The organism is Proteus hauseri, from assembly GCF_004116975.1.
Classification (GTDB): domain Bacteria; phylum Pseudomonadota; class Gammaproteobacteria; order Enterobacterales; family Enterobacteriaceae; genus Proteus; species Proteus hauseri.
The window spans coordinates 531,630-550,551 of the sequence record NZ_CP026364.1 but is presented as its reverse complement, the minus strand read 5'-3'; the positions used below and the strand labels follow the sequence as shown (position 1 = coordinate 550,551).

Genomic DNA, 18,922 nt, shown 5'->3' with positions numbered 1-18,922 from the left:
TTTACATTTTTACCCTACATATAAAATGATGTGGCTATTGTGGCCACATTATCGAGGCTTCTATGATGAATTTATTCGATTTAACGGGCAAAGTTGCAATAGTTACAGGCTGTAACACGGGATTAGGCCAAGGTATGGCAATAGGTTTAGCACAAGCCGGTGCTGACATTGTTGGTGTCGGTATTCAAGATGCGCCAGAAACACGCCAACAAGTTGAATCTCTTGGTCGTCGTTTTCATTACATTACACAGAATTTAATGGAACAAGAGGGTCTGCAATCTTTAGTTGATGAAGCTATTTCTGTTATGGGGCATATCGATATATTAGTTAACAATGCTGGCATTATTCGTCGCGAAGATTTATTAGAATTTAGCGAAAAGAATTGGGATGATGTTATTGATATTAACCAAAAAACACTCTTTTTCTTATCGCAAAAAGTGGCTCGCCAATTTGTAAAGCAAGGCAATGGTGGCAAAATAATTAATATCGCGTCAATGCTTTCTTATCAAGGTGGCATTCGAGTTCCATCCTATACCGCAAGCAAATCTGCGGTAATGGGATTAACACGTGCACTAGCAACTGAGTTATCGCAATACAACATCAACGTAAATGCAATTGCTCCGGGTTATATGGCAACAGATAACACCGCCGCTTTACGTGCAGATGAAGCCAGAAATGCGGCTATTTTAGAACGTATTCCAGCAGCGCGTTGGGGAACACCAGAAGATTTAGCTGGTCCGGCGATTTTCTTAGCTTCAAAAGCGAGTGATTACGTTAATGGTTACACAATTGCTGTTGATGGTGGTTGGTTAGCTCGTTAATTTTATGGAGAAATAGGATGGAACACGCTAATACAGAAGCTTTGCAAAGAGATATCGTACTGCAAAACATGAAACGCGTTTATCGTTATCAATCGGCTAATCAAGTTCGTAGCGTGATCCGCCGTAGTGGTAAAACACGTTTTATTAAAGATACCGATTGGGAACGTGGTGTTTTATGGAGTTGTGTTAGTGCTGCGTGGCAAGCAACGCAAGACGAAGAGTATCTTAACGGTGTATTGAATTACACATTGCACACAGGTTTTAGAACAGGCCCTAATGCACGTTTTGCTGATGACCATGTTTGCGCACAAGCCTATCTCGCTGTTAGTCCGCTTTTTGAACAATCTGAAATTCTTGAGCCAACCATTAAAGCATTCGAGATTATGCTTAATGATCCTAAACCAGGTCGTGAAGATTGGTGGTGGTGTGATGCACTGTTTATGGCGCCTCCTGGTTTTGCGGCTTTGGCTGAAATTACTAGCGAACGACGTTATTTGGATTACATGCATACGGCTTATTGGGATGCGATAGAACATTTACGTGATCCTGAAACAGGGCTTATTTTCCGTGATCATCGCTATATTCCTGATGGTCAAGGAAATGAAATACGTGAAGCCAACGGTGAAAAAGTTTTTTGGAGCCGTGGTATTGGTTGGGTTTTAGCCTCAATCCCGCGCATTCTTCAATATATGCCGGATGATTATCATGGGCGTGAACGTTATATTGCTCTGTTTAAAGAGTTAGCATCATCTATTCTAAATTATCAACATAAAGATGGTTTTTGGCGAACCAGTTTGTTAGATCCTGACAATTTTCCTGCGCCAGAAAGTTCAGCAACTGCATTATTTTGTTATGGATTAGCATGGGGAATTAATCAGGGAGTGTTAGATAAAGCAGTCTATTTTCCTGCATTAAATAAAGCATGGTCAGCATTACAATCCTGTATTCATGACAATGGCATGTTAGGTTGGGTTCAACTTCCCGCATTTAACCCTCGCGAAGTAAAATTTGAACACAATATGGATTATGGTGCAGGTGCTTATTTATTAGCAGGTAGTGAAGTTTTAAAGATTTAAATAGTTAGACCTTGATATTGACGCTTTGTTGTTGTTTTACGCGCTATCTATATGCCTTCAGCGCAATATTTTCCTAATTAGGTTGCCGACCAATAATAAGGTCGGCTTTTTTATTTTAATAGTAATTAGGGTGCTTAGATTAAAACACAACAATCGAATAAGGAAACTGCGGGGGATTTCTCCCCCGCAAAATTAATAGATTATTAGCTTGTCTATTAACCTGAATTATTCAATACTCATTATTAGGTGTGAATAAACGCTATATTTATTATCCAATAATATATTACTGGGTATAATCATTGTCGCGATCATCAGCCCGACTAAAGAATATTTTTTCATTTCCTATTGCACTCCGATAAAAATGGAGGCAAAATCAAATTGTCTTGATTTGAGTCTGCCTCGGTTAATGTTTAATTACATGCCGGGGCTTTTCTCTTTCTGGTGTTTGCTAAATGCTTGAACCAGATTGATCCAAGCACCCGCGCAGAGAATAACAAATTATTAAATTGCCACAACACATTTATAATCAATAATAAATAAACACATTATTATTTCTTGTTTTAATAAAATAATTGATTTGTTAAGGTGGGGGTTAATAAAATAAGAGGTAACATTCTCTGTTACCTCTTATTATAAATTAGGGTGCTTAGATTAAAAAACAACAATCGAATAAGGAAACTGCGGGGGATTTCTCCCCCGCAAAATTAATAGATTATTAGCTTGTCTATTAACCTGAACTATTCAATACTCATTATTAGGTGTGAATAAACGCTATATTTATTATCCAATAATATATTACTGGGTATAATCATTGTCGCGATCATCAGCCCGATAAAAGAATATTTTTTCATTTCCTATTGCACTCCGATAAAAATGGAGGCAAAATCAAATTGTTGTGGTTTGAGTCTGCCTCGGTTAATGTTTAATTACATGCCGGGGCTTTTCTCTTTCTGGTGTTTGCTAAATGCTTGAACCAGATTGATCCAAGCACCCGCGCAGAGAATAACAAACTATTAAATTGGTACAACACATTTATTATCAATAATAAATAAACATATTATTATTTCTTATTTTAATAAAATAATTGATTTGTTAAGGTGGGGGTTAATAAAACAAGAGGTAACATTTTCTGTTACCTCTTATTATAAATTAGGGTACTTAGATTAAAACACAACAATCGAATAAGGAAACTGCGGGGGATTTCTCCCCCGCAAAATTAATAGATTATTAGCTTGTCTATTAACCTGAACTATTCAATACTCATTATTAGGTGTGAATAAACGCTATATTTATTATCCAATAATATATTACTGGGTATAATCATTGTCGCGATCATCAGCCCGATAAAAGAATATTTTTTCATTTCCTATTGCACTCCGATAAAAATGGAGGCAAAATCAAATTGTTGTGGTTTGAGTCTGCCTCGGTTAATGTTTAATTACATGCCGGGGCTTTTCTCTTTCTGGTGTTTGCTAAATGCTTGAACCAGATTGATCCAAGCACCCGCGCAGAGAATAACAAACTATTAAATTGGTACAACACATTTATTATCAATAATAAATAAACATATTATTATTTCTTATTTTAATAAAATAATTGATTTGTTAAGGTGGGGGTTAATAAAATAAGAGGTAACATTTTCTGTTACCTCTTATTATAAATTAGGGTACTTAGATTAAAACACAACAATCGAATAAGGAAACTGCGGGGGATTTCTCCCCCGCAAAATTAATAGATTATTAGCTTGTCTATTAACCTGAATTATTCAATACTCATTATTAGGTGTGAATAAACGCTATATTTATTATCCAATAATACGTTACTGGGTATAATCATTGTCGCGATAATCAGCCCGACTAAAGAATATTTTTTCATTTCCTATTGCACTCCGATAAAAATGGAGGCAAAATCAAATTGTTTGGGTTTGAGTCTGCCTCGGTTAATGTTTAATTACATGCCGGGGCTTTTCTCTTTCTGGTGTTTGCTAAATGCTTGAACCAGATTGATCCAAGCACCCGCGCAGAGAATAACAAATTATTAAATTGGTACAACACATTTATTATCAATAAATAGAGAATAGAATAATGAGATATTATTAAATATGAAACGATATCTAATTATTTAATATATAAAATAGACTAGCCAATAATATATTTACGTTCCCTGATATTTTTTTAAATCATCTCTTTGTTCATCGTTTTTTATATGAGTTATATTCTTGAAAAAGAAAAGCCTCGATATTTTTATATCGAGGCTTTTTACTTTTTACATTAAAATTATTTGATTAAATCAATAACTACTGGTACAGCTTGCGTTGTAGTAGTGGTAATCAAGGTATTATTATTTTGATGCTTTATAATAACGCCGGGTTGTGGTGTTAATAATTTCCACAAACCTTTTATTGTAATAGTACTTCTTATTGGTTGAGAATTAGCAGTAAGCCATTGGCGAGAATAAACACTGACTTCAATTTGATCTCCATTCTTATCAATTTGATCATTTTCAATTCCTTGATAAAAATTTAAATCAGGATTAACCACACTTAAGACTAATTTATTTATTTCTGTTTTAACCATGACCATAGTCGGAGAATCACTAGATAATAATATTGCTTGGGCTGAATTTACATCGGAGGCTTCAAAAAAAGCATAACCTTCTTCTTGAGTTATTTTATCTTTTACCGCATGAAGTTGATTATTATGTTGTAATACAGTGTATTCAGGTGCTTTATTATCTTGAGCTTCAATTGCTATTGCATATTCATAATTTTCATTATTAGGTGCTTTGCCGTGAGTAATAATGGCAGTGGCAAATAATTGTTCTGTTGGCTGTGAGTTTCTATCATCAACTGATTGCTGTTTTTGATAACTAAATTCTACGGTTTGATCTTTAGCTAATTTATATAAATTACCGGCTGGATCAATTAAGGTATCGGCATTATTTAAAGTTAATTGAGTACCTAATTGATTAACTTCTTTACCATTAACAATCACTGATTGTAATTTAGGAACGGCAAACTGAAATAATGTTGTTTCGGTGGCGTGTTGTTTATCATCATTTTTAATACCTGATCCTAAAGCGATAACTCTATTATCAAATAAAAAATAGGATTTATTTGCTCTTAAGCTTTGTTGCTGATACTTACTATGGCCATGTAATTTCATAGCAAACATACTGTTGTTATTTAGCGTATTTGCACCTGAATAACTTTCAGTCGAAAGTAGCATTTCTTCAATACCAGCACCGGGCAGTTGATTTAATTTCGCCTCAAGTTTTTCATAAGGAAGATGAATTGTTGTTGTGCCTGGATATCTATTCCAATCCCATCCAGCATGACTAAACCCAGATAGAGCTAAATTTGCCGGAATAATATCAAGTTGACCATATTGCAAATATCGACCATAGCGGTTGTTATTTTCATAGCTTTCATTTCCCACAAGATAACGGCTAAAGCCACGAGCAACAGCAAGCCAACTTTGTTGAGGTGATTTTATTGAAGATCGGCGTTGAATAGCCATTGAAGCATAATTCATTGCCCATGCACCAACGGGTTCATTTTCAGCTTTAATACCTTCGAAATTCTCTTTGTTATCCAATTTTGCAAAGGCGGCTGCAAGCGTTGTGTCTAATTTTTGTTTACCATCAGGAGTGCCCGCTAATGCCATCCATTTAAACGGTGCGATACTAATTTTATGCAATCCTGTAGGATGCCGACCGCTTAATACCAGTGGAATTTGTGTTTCTTTGGTATAGATACGCATTTTTAATAAGACATCTTTTAAACGTTCATGCGCTGAAGATGAAAGGCGGAAAGAAGAGTCACTAAGTGCATAAACACTGGGTGCTAATCCGCCAAAAGCGTCTTTTGCATAAGCTGGATAATGCTGTGAATGATGAAAAATAGAACCATCAGATTTAAAGCCACCAGCAACACCTTTCGAGCTAAGAATGGTTTTATTTAACCAACTTTGTAGTTGCGCTAGCGCTTGTTGACGTTGCTGATAATCAGGCAACATCAATAAACTTTTTATCATCCATTGTAGCTGAGTATTGAGAATATCAACGTTGGCATCAACAATTTCATCATCTTTTTCAAAAATACGGCCAGTTGCGTTGTACCACATCATCGCTTGTTGTGTCGGGGCTAAAAGGTTATTTTTAGCCAAAATATGGCGACCAATAAACCAAGCATCAAATAATTCTCTTGTTTGATAACCAACATGGGTAATGATTTGATATCCACTTCCTCGAGTAAAACCTTGTTCAAGTACGTAACGAGTACCCAATAAATACTGTGCTTCAAGTACTTCTCTGTCTGATGTTGATAAGGAGTCACTTCGTAAATAAAGGGCGGTTTGGAGAAGTATTTTCCCCACATCTCTTAGCATATTGGTATCAAGTAACGCTTTTTTCGTTTCTTCATTAAATACACCGTCGACTTTCATAAAGTTTTGTCGATTGGGGTGATCAAGCGCTTTTCCTGTAATAGAACCATCAGCCTGTTGCGTTAATCCTAACTGTTGCCATAACGCTAAGTTTTTACTGATCATTTCAGGTGTGATTTTTTTATTACTATTTACACCCTGATAATACTCAAAACGCTGATAAATAGAGGCCATTTCAGTTTGATCGTCGCGAAACGCAGTATCGAAATTTAAACTAGGATAATGAGCTTTGAACATTTGATCGTACATCAATAACGCACTCCAATTTTTACTGACCATTGTATTTACAGCGTTATTAACATAAGGGGTATTATAGTCAGGAATTGGCCAGCGATTATCTAATGGCACACTAAGAATTATTTGATCAAAAAAGAGTGTGCCAGCCTGATTGGGGGCGTTTATTACTAATTTATCGAAAGTACCTGTTGCACTACCTTTCATATCACGAAAAGGAACAGCAATACCTCGCCAGCCAGTAAAATTAAGTTGGGTGTCAAAGCTGAGTACAACTTGGTTACTCTGTTTAAATTGAAAAATTAATGGGGACGCTTGTGGCTTTTCATTATAAATCCACATCATAAAAGTTAACGGTGTCGCTGTATTCTGATCATCTTGATAATTCACAATATTATTAAGAGTTAATGTTGTATTTGGCTGATATTGCCATTTTAATGATTGAATACCATCTTTTGCATGCTGTGTACTCAATGAGAGTTGATTATTTGATGAGGTTGTTATGGTATTTGGCATTTCATCTTCAAAAAGATAAATATCACCAAAGGTTTCATGTGATAAAGAAGGTAAAGCAAATGCGGGTAAGGATAAGCAGAGGCTAAATGTTATTGCGCTCGCTAAGGTATTTTTTATTAGCATAATAAGATGTCCTGCAATAAATAAAAAAAGGAACGGCAGTGCGTTCCTTTTAATTTAATTAAGGAAGAGGAGAGAGATTAATTTCCTGTGGAATACCAAAATAGCTGGTAAAGGTGAGTTCTGTGTTATCACCTGAAACTTTACTTATTACGTCACTATTTTTATCAATTGATTGCCACTTTCCATTAATTGTCACATTAATTGTTACTGGCATTGCTGCCTTTTGACGTGTCATATTTAAATCAGGTGTAACAGCGCTAACGACTAGTGTATTGCCTTTTTGTTGTGTCATAACAATTGAAGGCTGATCGGTTTTTTTGATCCATTTATCTTCAACGATTGTTGGCTGATAAAATGCATATCCAGTGATGTCGCTAAGTTTGTCATAAATAATATGTACATTTTTATCTTTACGAATAACTTGATATAATCCATTGTTATCAAGGAATTTCTGGGCTAGTTGCGTCATCTTTTCAGGTGTAGCATCAAGGAAAATCATATATTCATAACTTGAATTTTTAGGCTGAGTACTGTGATCAATCCATGCTGAACTAAAATTCCCCTGCGTTGGTGTGCGGTTTTTATTTTCAGCTGAGGTTTGGTGTTGTCGGCTGATATTTACTTTTTCTGCTTGAGTAATTAAATAGCCATTTCCATTGCTATCAATTATCCAATCACCTTGTTTTAATGTGGCTTGATAAGGAAAAGTTTCTATTTTCTGTCCATTAATCCAAATTGTATTTAATGTTGGTGTAATGGCATGTTGGAATAAAGTTGTTTCCACATTCTTATTGCTATCACTGCTATTAATATCACTGCCGATAAAAATAAGATGATTATCAGCAGCAAGAACCGTTTTTTTAGCCGTGAAATGCGGATCAAAACGTTCAAGGTTTGCAGGATAAAGTAAGTCAAACGCCATCATGCCATATTTGCCTTCAAGCGCTGAAGTACCACTAAATCCGCGTTCTCCTCGTTGCATTAATGTATGAGGTTTGGGGCTATCTAGCTCTTGAAGAGAAAGATGAAGAGTAGTTGCGCCTGGCATTCTATTCCAGTCCCAACCTTCTTGTTGATAGCCTTGTGACTGCTGGTCGCCATTACGAACAATTTGAGCAACGCCGTGGCTTTGATAACGACCATAACGGTTATCTTTATGATAAATTTCAGATGACCAAACATTGGTGTTATAGGCTTTTAATGTCACCATTTTATCTTGCCAGCGATGAATACCAAAAGCACCGCCATTAAAAGCATAAAAGCCTTGAGGAAGTGTCGCCGGTGTAATGTTTTCACCAAAAATAGCGCGAGACTCGCTTTGCGTTTTATCATTAATTGCAAGGTAAATAGAGGCTAGTGCCTTGTCTGGCGAAGAGGGGGATGACATCGCTAACCAATAGTATCCCTGAGCAATAGATTTTAATGATGGAGAATTAAAAGGATGCCGTCCAGCTAATGGTAATCCTACTTCAGGGTTGCTATAAATCCATGCTGAAACCATTGCTTTTTTCAAATTATTCCAGCCACTTTCACCCACTGCAAAAGGCGTGCCACGTAGTAGATAAATCAGCTGAGATGCATTTTTAAAGGCAGGGAAAGAGTAGCCAGGATAGTTACCTTCGTGTCGCCACGCAGTACCATCAGGGCGCAAACCATCCTTACCACCCGGTGGTACTTGGGTTAATGCACCGGTAATGTAGTGGCTAAATGTATTAATAAGATTGATGCGTTTTTGATCGTCGGGCTCAAGCAGTAATAGAGCGAGATGTTGACGCGATAAGGTATTGAAATAATCTAAGTCTGAGCTATCAGCGCCTACTTTCATATCAAAGCTGCTTTTAAACTCTCGTGAATACCAAAGTAATGAATCATAAACTTGAGTTTGTAAATTTGCTTCTTTTAATGCATCAGACATGAGTAATGTTGAGATATACCACCAACGTGAGCTGTATCCCCAATGGTGAGTTGTGACTAAAGCACTGCCATCGACAAAACCTTGATCAAGCAAATGTTCGGTCATTAATAAATACATCTGCTTTAATTGTGCTTTTTGCGTTGGATCTTTTTCAAGCACATAGGCACGACTAATATTAAACATTAAGGTAGTGTAGTTACCCAGAATAACGTAATTATCAAACAATTGTTTATCTTGGGTATTTAAATGTTCAGGTTGATAAATAATAGTTTGTTTGTCAGTAATTAAATGTCGGCCTTGTAACGAGCCATCAGCTAAACGATGGATTTTTAACGCATCAAAATCACTTTTTAATTTAAGCGTATTTTCTTCTAAAGCGAGATTGGTTTCTTTTTCGCCACCAACAAACTCATTAATTAAACGTTGGCGAATAAGATTAACTGCCGCTAAATTTTCAGGAGTCACCGCAAGCTGTGGTTGAACAGTATGAAACAGAATTTCTGGTTCTGATAAGCGAGTTTTTACTTGATTATCTGACCATTGATAACGAGCGTCATCCACAGAAAACATAATACGATCAATATAGAATTCACCTTGGCTAATATTAGAGGGTGCCTTAAAGCGAATGCTATCTACATTAGTCCCTAAAGAGCGACCAATAGTATCTTGACCACTGTCGGTTGAAGTTTGTATTGCGTTAAGTGACATTTCTCTATTTTCAAGATCGTTATTTAGAGAGATACCTACAGCTCGCCAACCTGTAAAATCGAGTTTTACTTTAAAGCCTCCTTGCGCATCATTAATAGCATTTAGTTTTTCACCTAAATCAACGGTAAGGTAGCCTTTTACCGGCTTTTCATTGTAAATCCAAAATGATAGTACGGGGGTAGATGCACGCCCCCATGCCTTTGACGCTTCTTTATCGGTGGGAATAAGTATTTTTTTATGCAAAATAAAACTACTTCCACCTTGCCATTTCCACAGTAATGACTTATCCCCCATGATGCTCCGCTTATCTGATAATAAAAGCTTAGATCCGTTTTCGGCAGTAAAATCAGCCAGTGGATTATTCTGTGCAAAGTGATAGATTTCTGACTGCATCAGATTATCTGGATTAAATGCAGGGCTATTAGTTGCTGCAATAGCACTATAATAAGGAGTAGATAAAAGTCCTAGTGTTATGGCTAATACAGTAAAACGAAATATCGGCATTATATTTTCCTCTTAGAAACGTTGGCTAACAGTAAAACCTACGCGTCCTTCGTTGAATTTGTCATAACGTTGATACCCCATGGTTGTACCCAAATTTAATGAGTTTGAGATATCAATATTTGCGCCTAATTCCGCATTAATAACATCACCACCAACGCTATTGCCTGTCGTGTCAAAAGTACTTCCAGCAGTATTAAAATAAGTCAAACTGTGGCGTTGATTAATATTGTTATTGCCGCCCAATGCTTTGTAGTAGGCAATATTTAATGTTGGTGTTAATTTGCCATAACCTGTTTTATAGCTATTCCAGAAAGAAACAGAACCACCTAATTGATTAACAGCGTAGCGTTGACCATAAGTTCTCATTGATAAAGCTGAGCCTGTTTCTTCCCATGAATCAATATTTAACCATTGATATCGATAGGTGAGCATCGGTTTAATATGAATAAAATCGAAGTCAAAATAAGTACCCGCATTAATCTGATAACCTAATTGCACACCAGAATAATTGCCTTTTGCTTTGGTATTACCTTGCCAGCCAGTATTTGCACCAATTTCACGTTCACTATCAACGGTGTAATAACCAATATTTAAATTACCGTTTACGAATAATGTGTCACTATACCAACCGAGGTAAGGCATAAATTCAAAGTGATTAATTTCTTTACTAGCACTGCGCTGTTTAGCATCTGCTTTGGCATAGTTATAAGCAAAAGAAACACCAATAAGAGCATCTTGATTAATTTCGTAATCTGTACCGATTTGAATACCAGTACGGTAAGTTTTATAACCGTTAATACCCTTTTGCTTACTTTGAGTACCATAGCCATATAGCATATTTGCCCAGCTATTCCAGCCCGTTTCTCTTTCTTCAATAGGTAATTGATTATCATAACGCAAATAACGATGGTTAATATTATTACGCATATCTTCAACCATGATTAATCCCGCTTGAATATCACTACCATCAGCAATTGGGGCTATTTCGTCGGATAATGCAGCAATATTATTATCATCACTACCTGCGGAAACTAATAAACTTAATGCTTCATCTGAAACTTGGCTACGGGTATTATTAAATTCATTAAGTACAGTTGGAATAACAAAATTAGCGGCAGCTAATCCATTTTCACTGGCATTTCCACGTTCAGCTGCACTAATAAAATTATTACCGCCTTCGTAGCTAATCCCATAACGAGCAACTAATTGATTACCACTTACGCCACCACTAATATTAGGTGGTGTTGTTTCTAACCATGAGTCTGTTTTTTCTAATAAAGGCGAAACATCAGGTGCGATTGTATTCGCGTCTGTAACAGTAATTCCAGCTTCATCTTTAATGTCAGTGTTTGAGGAAACTAAAACGATATCTTTATTAATAATGTTTTCAACACTAGTACCTTTAAAATCAAGTTTAGCTTGGCTACCTTTTTTAAAAGTAACATCACCCTCTACTTGAAGAATTGCTACGTCGGTATTGGTATTATCATCAAGGCGGAAAATAAGCTGGCTATTTTCTTTATTTATAAAATTACCTTCCCAATGGATGGTTTTATCTTTACCTTGAATAGTTAAATTACCGTGGTTTTCAATTAAAGGAACCCCCGTAATTTGGTAACCATCAAATAAAGCATTTTGAGCACCACCTTGATAAGCAAAGTTAATTTTAGTATCAGTGTGATTATTTCCTAATATATCACCGTGGATCTCGCCATTAACATCACTACGAAAGCCTGTTTTTAATGTTTTAAAATCAATAGCGGCTGTTTTACCACGAATAATTGCACCATCGCGAATATAAACACCAGTCCCTCGTTTAGGAAAATCACCTTCAACAAGAATAGCAGTGCCGTTTTCACTGGTAATATTTGAACCATTTAAATTAATATTACTGCTGAAGGATGCGCCTTGATTAATTTTAATTGCATTTGCACCATCACCCGTAACTGTAATATTTTTAGTAATTGCTTGAGCTTTATATTCTGTTGATGAAGCATTAAATATAACACCATCACCTTGAGAGACAGTAACATCTTTATTTATTTGGGCATTACTTCCATCATTAATATTAACTGTTTCACAAAGGTTTAAAGTAGGATCACAATCAGCTGCCCATGTTGAACCATAAATAGCAGAAAGAACAGCAGCGCTCAGAAATAGTAATTTTTTATTTTTCACAATATAACTCCATAAATAATTTATAATTTTAATTATTAGAACGTCGCTCGGAATGAAATTTTGTAATAATTCTGAGTCGATTTACTGCCATTATTCTGGTTTTCAACACGCTCATTATAATATTCGGTCATTAATCGCCATTGAGGACTAATTTGATAGGCCATTTGTAATGTATAACGAGTCATATCTTTATCGAGATATTCACCTTTATTTGTTCTGTCTTCTATTTTTCCGAAAATAGATTTACGCACTGAAGGTGAAACAATCAGTCCTATTGGTGTTGTCCAGTTAACATACATACGTAATTGTTGGTTATGATTTGTTTCTTTAGTATCGTATTCAGCATGTCGTATTGCTTGTTTTCCACCATCAAAATAAGCGGCGGTAGTATTAATATTTGGTGTGATAAAATAACGAATACCTGGCTCGATTTCCCAGCCTAAATAATCGGTATTAGTGACGCCATTACTCCGTTTATCTTCTTTCTTTTGTAGGCCAAATAAAATACTACCAGTTAAAAACCAATCTTTATTAATTGGGAATTGATAGTTTGTTTTGGATTCATAAAAATCTATGGTTAAACGGCTACCATTATCATAATTAGTAATATCCTGACGAACTTTTAAACCCGGTTGGATCCAACCATTATTTAATTTAAAACGATAACTACCTTGTAAATCATAACGCTGATAGCGGTTTTTATTATCATGCTCACGTTGACGAAAACCAACATCAAAATACCAGTTAGATTTATCTGGGTTTATATTGAAATCTACACGATAACCAGCATAGTTATTTGGCGTATCGTAATCAGCAGATTCCCAAGAAAACATGGCATTAACATTTGCTGCATGAGAATGAAAAGAAGTTAAACCTAAGCCAATAAGAGGTAAAAAAAGAGCAATACGAAGTTTGTTCATGGTGTGTATCCAATTCTTTATTCGCTGTCTTGTCGAATTTTAGTTATAAGACATTCTTCTCCTTTTATAATGAAAAGGAGTATTTAGGTAAGCGAATCGGGTTTATATATAGCGCCATAAATTAATGGCGCAGATATTTTTATTATTTTTCTTCACATGTTGATATTGTTTTATTTAATTTATTCGTTGTCGCCGTAATAAATTCAGATGGGCGCCAAGAGTCTCCTGTTTTTTCTAGCCAAGGGGTTAATTCTTCTTTTATAAGTTTCTCAATAAGAGGCTTATTATTATCTGCAACGTTTTTCATTTGGTAAGGATCATTAACGTTGTCATACAAAGTATATTTCAGTGGCTGTCCATCTTGTCGATCAATGACTAAAGTATGCGTTTTAGTTCTCACACCCCTTTTACCGAAAGATGGTTCACCATAAGGAATAAAGAGATAAAGTTGAGAGTTTGCTGTGTCGCCTTTACCTGTAATCACTCGGTCTGCTAAATTGCTGCCTTCTACTGAATCAGGGATCCATGCTGATAAACCTAATAAGCCAAGGATTGTTGGATAAATATCAGGTGCTGACATTAATGCATCATCTGAACCGGGTTTAATTTTACCTGGTAGACGAAACATCATGGGTACGCGCATCGATTCTTCATAAGGATTATTTTTTGTTGCTTGCCCATTAGCTCCTAAGCAACTGCCGTGATCAGAGAAGAAAACAACCAGCGTATTATCAGCTAATCCTTGTTGTTCAAGTTCATTAATGATACGACCAAATTGCTCATCAACACCGTTAACCATTGCCATGTATTCTTTAAAATATTGAGGACCATAGCCTTCTTGATATTCAGTATCCCATTTTACATTTGGTCGAGTGTTTAGCTCTTTTGATGTTTTTCCTTGATAAGCTTCGAGATATTTTTTAGGGACTTGATCATAAGGGGAGTGCGGTGGATTCATTGAAACCACTAGTGCAAATGGTTTTGAATTATCACGAAACTGACCATTCTCATTTTTGAGGAATTTAACAGCCATCTCGGCTTCATGTTCTGGTCCCCATTGATCAATATATATCGGCTTGTCACGCGGGGTATCCTTTGCCCAATACATAGGTTTCATATGTAAATCATAAGTGCCATAGGAGTACCAGAAATCAAAGCCATGACGACGATCTGGTGCAGCCCATTCATTCCAATAACGCCCTTCCATTGGATTGTTGTAGCTTTGAATAAATGGCTCATAAGGGGCATCAAGATGCCATTTACCAATATAACCAGTACTGTAATCTAATGATTTTAAAACATCAGACCAACATTTAGCGTAAGGAGATAAATCAATCCCAACTTTTCCACCGTAATCATGTGCATTACCTGTAATGCCATTGCGAACAGGATATTGCCCCGTCATAAACATCCCCCTAAATGGCGAGCATAATGGGTAGTTAGAAGCCATTTGTGTCATTACTTTGGCTTGTTTCGCAAATTTATTAAGATTAGGTGTGATCGACGGGTCTTCTCCCATAAACTGCAAAGCATGGGCACGCATTTCATCTGGGAAAATAATTAATAAGTTCGGTGCATCTGCAGGTCGTGAGTTTGGTTTAGCTGTAACATCCCCTGAATTAGCAAGAACAGGTGTAGAAACAGACATTGCTGCACCGCTAGCTGCGAGTCCTTTGATAAAAGTTCTGCGGGAAACAGTCATTGCTTCCTCCTATTTTACGTTTACTTTCGAATTGGTGTCTTTCATCTTATTTATACTTTTGTATAAGATCAAAAAGTAAGTTAACGAAAGATCAAGAATTGAAAGGAAGATCACATAATGGTGTCGTTTTGTAAGCAAATAGGCAGGAAAAAGAAGATTAAAATTATCTTAAGAATAGATAAAATTTTTGTTAAATACTTTATGTTATTGATTTTATTGGTTTAGTGTGAAAGTGTGATATCGTTTGCAAAAATTAGACTTGTCGCGAAGTATTCTCATTTAGATGAATTGATATAAAATAAAGTAATTTATCTTTCGTTTGCTTTCATTGTCCGCGCATTATCCACCACAATTTATTTTGAAATTCAAATTGTGCCGCTTGATACATACCTATTTTTCTATGTGCAGCTAAAGAGCGAGTGTTATCTTCATTAATAAAAGCAACAGGGTGCCCACCATGTAATGCACAGATAAATTGATAAAGATCTTGTAGTAATGTTTTTCCTCTGTGATTTTTATCTATACAAACCGGACCATAGAACCAATTATTCTGTGTGATATCAGGAAAACGACGGTTAATTTCTTGTGCAATAGGTGGTAGCGAAAAAGAGGTAACCGGAAAGCTGAAAACAACAGCGATAATATTTCGCTTAACAAGCGCAATGACCGCATTCGTACTACTTTGATACATTGCTTCAACTTTATTTAACGGGTATTCCCCATATAAACCACCTTGCTGAGACTCAGCATTAGCTTGTAATAAACGTGTAACAGCATTGAGATCGTCATAACTCATTTTTCTAATGATATAATCCATTTTACACCTTAATATAAGTTATATTTATAGTTAGTAATGTATAACATATATTTATTTGTGTTTAAAATGAGTTCTCTTTTTTTTGTAATTTTTATTTTTAATCATTCTACTACTTGGCAGTAATAATGAGTTACTACTGCCATTACTTTTATATTTAAGCTGTTATTAATTTTTCACCAACCTAAAGCAAGCCCGCCTCCAATAATAATGTCCTTTTCGCTATTCAGCGATGAATTTAATCTAAATGAAATATTATCATTTGGCCTATATTGAATACCGCCAGCAATTGCTGTACCTGTCCGATAATTACTAATACCAATACCACTACTAAATTGTTGATGAGATATATAAGGAATACTCGATATTGCAACAGAAGATGCGATAGCTGCAAGTGCTTTTTTTTCTAACGCGATAATTTCTTTGTCTAAATTTGCAATTGAATCTGTGATTTCAGCCTGTCTTTTTCTATAATAATTATTAAAATCATTAACATGGGTTTTGAGATTACTGATATCTGTACTGACCGTTCTCTTTAGCTGATTAATGGTATTGTTTGTTGCTATTTTATTTTTATCAACCAGCTTTTTAGCTTGAGCAAAGTTAACGGCATCAGTATTATTTTTTCCTTCACTGATATTAACTAATCGTGAAGTGTGTTTATTTTCAATGTTTCCAAATGAGACTGTATTTTCTTCCGTTGCTAATGCATTATAGCCAATGGCAATAGCTCGCGTATTTTGAGCTTTGCTATCTACACCTATTGCGATAGATTGATTACCTGATGCTTGACTATTATCGCCTAAATTAAACCCAGGAATATTATTTTTTATTAATGGTGTATTATCTGATAATGAAGTGTTTGAATAAGAGAAAGATGAAAATAAAATAGATAATAAAACTAACTTTTTAAATATCATTTAATTTAATCCTGTAAATAATATAACAGAGGTGGAGTAATATTAAACGATCCTGTTTTTAGCACAAATAAAACATATCAAAAAAAGTCTTAAAAATGATTATCAGTAAAATTATATATAATTATAGTTTTATTTGTATTAAATCAGTTTTTTATTAAATGTTAAATCATAATGCTGCATCCTTATAAGACGCAGCTTTATGTTGAGAGATATTAATGTTTCTTTCTAAATGCAAAAGCAACAGAAATAGCTTGTAATAAACACATCGTAGAAGTTTGTGAACGAAAGGTTTTTATTTGAGCTTCTTTCACCGTTAAGCAAACATCGCTTAAGCTGGCTAATGGGCTTATTGGACTATCAGTAATAATAATTTGTTTTGCTTCTTTATATGCTGCAATTTCACACATTTTTTGCATTTCATCTGAATACGGATGAAAGTGAATACCAAAAAGTACATCTCGGTGGGTAATATTTCTAATTTGCTCTCGGTACATTCCACCAAGGCTGTTAACGAAAACAGTCTCACAAGGTATGTGGGAAAGCGCATGAAAGAAATAGCTAGCCGCACTAAATGAGTGGTGAAAACCACAAATATAGATAGTCTCTGCATATTCAAGCAGTTGTAATGTTTTACTCAGCATTTCCCTATTGGTTTGATTTGCCAATTGTTGCAATGAATGGCTATTTGCTTGTGCAAACTCTTGCAAAATAGATGCTGGCTCATTCAGATTAGGAGGATCCTCTTTATATTGGTGTTTATAAGTTAAATTATCATTTTCGTTTACCATTTCATTCATCAAATGATGCTGAAATAATTGTTTCATTTCATTGAATCCGTTGAAATGAAATGCGTTAGCAAAACGAATTAATGTCGATGGAGGAACATTTGCTTTATCTGCAAGGGTAGCAATTGTATCAAATGCCACACTGTTTTTATTATCAACTAGATAATGTGCAACCTGCTGTAGCCTTTTACTTAATCCATTATAGCGGGAGCGAACTTGTTCCTGTAGTTCATTCAGATTTGTTGCAGTAGACATAGTGCCCTCAATAAAAATACTACTCTAATTGTAATGTTTTTTTAAGGTGAGTTGAATGTTTTTAGCTAATAGTAATTAAAATTAAATAAATGGTCGAATTTAAATAAATGGAATTACTAAAGGTAATTATTTGATGTTTAAACCTCTATTTTATTTTTTTATTTATAAAATTATCATCACTAATTGAAATTATTTTTTCTGTTTTTATTTAAATGAAATTATTATTTCATTTTTTAATTTTAAATTAATTTTATTGTTTTATTTAACAATGAACTCTATTTATTTAAGTTATAGTGTTGTCTATTTTATTAAATTTAACTTAATATTTTATTTTTATCTGTTAATTTAAGGGTTGCTTCAATTATAAGATATTTTAACATCTTTGTGCGTGATGGTTGATATTTGTGATATGACACTTGCCTTATCATCTAATAATAGTAATTTATCACTATCTTAATTTAAATTTAATATTATTGGGTGATGTGCAGAGTATGTATAACGACGAATCATGGATTGGTTTTTTAATGCACTATTTTCATGATCACTACTCAGAAGTGATCCCGATTATTTTTATTGTTTGCTGCATAGGTATTATTTTTGGTGTTGTACGTGAAATGCGCTGGTTATCAGTATTTTTTACTTTACCTCTGTTGATTTTTATATTTTGCTTACTTGCTTTTATTTAACTTAGGGTAATAAAGAGTGCTGTTTTTAGAATAAATAGATAATAATAAAATTTATTTTTAATATTTTTATTCTTGAAGAGTATGTTTTTTCCATTTTCCATTTTCCATTTTCCATTTTCCATTTTCCATTTTCCATTTTCCATTTTCCATTTTCCATTTTCCATTTTCCATTTTCCATTTTCCATTTTCTATTTTCTATTTTCTATTTTCTATTTTCTATTTTCTATTTTCTATTTTAAATAAAATAAACGTTAAATTGTTGATGATGAATTTTTATTTTTAATTAATAATCCGATATGGGCGTTTATTTTTTAATTATA

At 34.7% G+C, this 18,922-nt stretch carries 11 protein-coding genes; 3 read left to right on the top strand and 8 right to left on the bottom strand.

Features of this window, described 5'->3' with window-relative positions:
• The first annotated feature begins 65 nt into the window (after positions 1 to 65).
• A complete protein-coding gene (kduD, locus tag PH4a_RS02565) occupies positions 66 to 821 on the top strand; it encodes a 2-dehydro-3-deoxy-D-gluconate 5-dehydrogenase KduD (protein WP_129041767.1) in 756 nt (251 codons plus the stop codon).
• Positions 822 to 838: 17 nt separating this feature from the next.
• Entirely contained in the window at positions 839 to 1,897 is a 1,059-nt protein-coding gene (locus PH4a_RS02560; RefSeq protein ID WP_129037540.1) for a glycoside hydrolase family 88/105 protein, read from the top strand.
• A gap of 2,276 nt (positions 1,898 to 4,173) precedes the next feature.
• Here the strand turns inward: PH4a_RS02560 and PH4a_RS02545 are convergent.
• From PH4a_RS02545 to PH4a_RS02510, 8 genes are all read right to left on the bottom strand, one after another.
• The gene (locus PH4a_RS02545; RefSeq protein WP_129037538.1) at positions 4,174 to 7,215 is read right to left on the bottom strand and encodes a chondroitinase family polysaccharide lyase; all 3,042 of its coding nucleotides are present in this window, start codon (positions 7,213 to 7,215) and stop codon (positions 4,174 to 4,176) included.
• A gap of 58 nt (positions 7,216 to 7,273) precedes the next feature.
• Complete coding sequence (locus PH4a_RS02540; protein ID WP_129037536.1) at positions 7,274 to 10,342, bottom strand: chondroitinase family polysaccharide lyase; 3,069 nt, start codon at positions 10,340 to 10,342, stop codon at positions 7,274 to 7,276.
• Positions 10,343 to 10,354: 12 nt separating this feature from the next.
• Complete coding sequence (locus PH4a_RS02535; protein WP_129037534.1) at positions 10,355 to 12,520, bottom strand: autotransporter family protein; 2,166 nt, start codon at positions 12,518 to 12,520, stop codon at positions 10,355 to 10,357.
• A gap of 35 nt (positions 12,521 to 12,555) precedes the next feature.
• Positions 12,556 to 13,440 (bottom strand): OmpG porin family protein, encoded by an 885-nt coding sequence (locus PH4a_RS02530; RefSeq protein WP_129037532.1) that lies wholly within the window; start codon positions 13,438 to 13,440, stop codon positions 12,556 to 12,558.
• A gap of 142 nt (positions 13,441 to 13,582) precedes the next feature.
• A complete protein-coding gene (locus PH4a_RS02525; protein ID WP_129037530.1) occupies positions 13,583 to 15,142 on the bottom strand; it encodes a sulfatase-like hydrolase/transferase in 1,560 nt (519 codons plus the stop codon).
• 325 nt (positions 15,143 to 15,467) lie between these two features.
• A complete protein-coding gene (locus tag PH4a_RS02520; protein ID WP_129037528.1) occupies positions 15,468 to 15,959 on the bottom strand; it encodes an N-acetyltransferase in 492 nt (163 codons plus the stop codon).
• A 173-nt stretch (positions 15,960 to 16,132) separates the two neighbouring features.
• On the bottom strand, positions 16,133 to 16,876 hold the full coding sequence (locus tag PH4a_RS02515) for a YadA-like family protein (protein WP_129037526.1): 744 nt from the start codon (positions 16,874 to 16,876) through the stop codon (positions 16,133 to 16,135).
• A gap of 212 nt (positions 16,877 to 17,088) precedes the next feature.
• Entirely contained in the window at positions 17,089 to 17,916 is an 828-nt protein-coding gene (locus PH4a_RS02510) for a MurR/RpiR family transcriptional regulator (protein ID WP_129037524.1), read from the bottom strand.
• 491 nt (positions 17,917 to 18,407) lie between these two features.
• On the opposite strand from PH4a_RS02510, the gene PH4a_RS02505 reads away from it, so the two are divergent.
• Positions 18,408 to 18,602 (top strand): hypothetical protein, encoded by a 195-nt coding sequence (locus PH4a_RS02505; protein WP_129037522.1) that lies wholly within the window; start codon positions 18,408 to 18,410, stop codon positions 18,600 to 18,602.
• Positions 18,603 to 18,922: the final 320 nt, after the last annotated feature.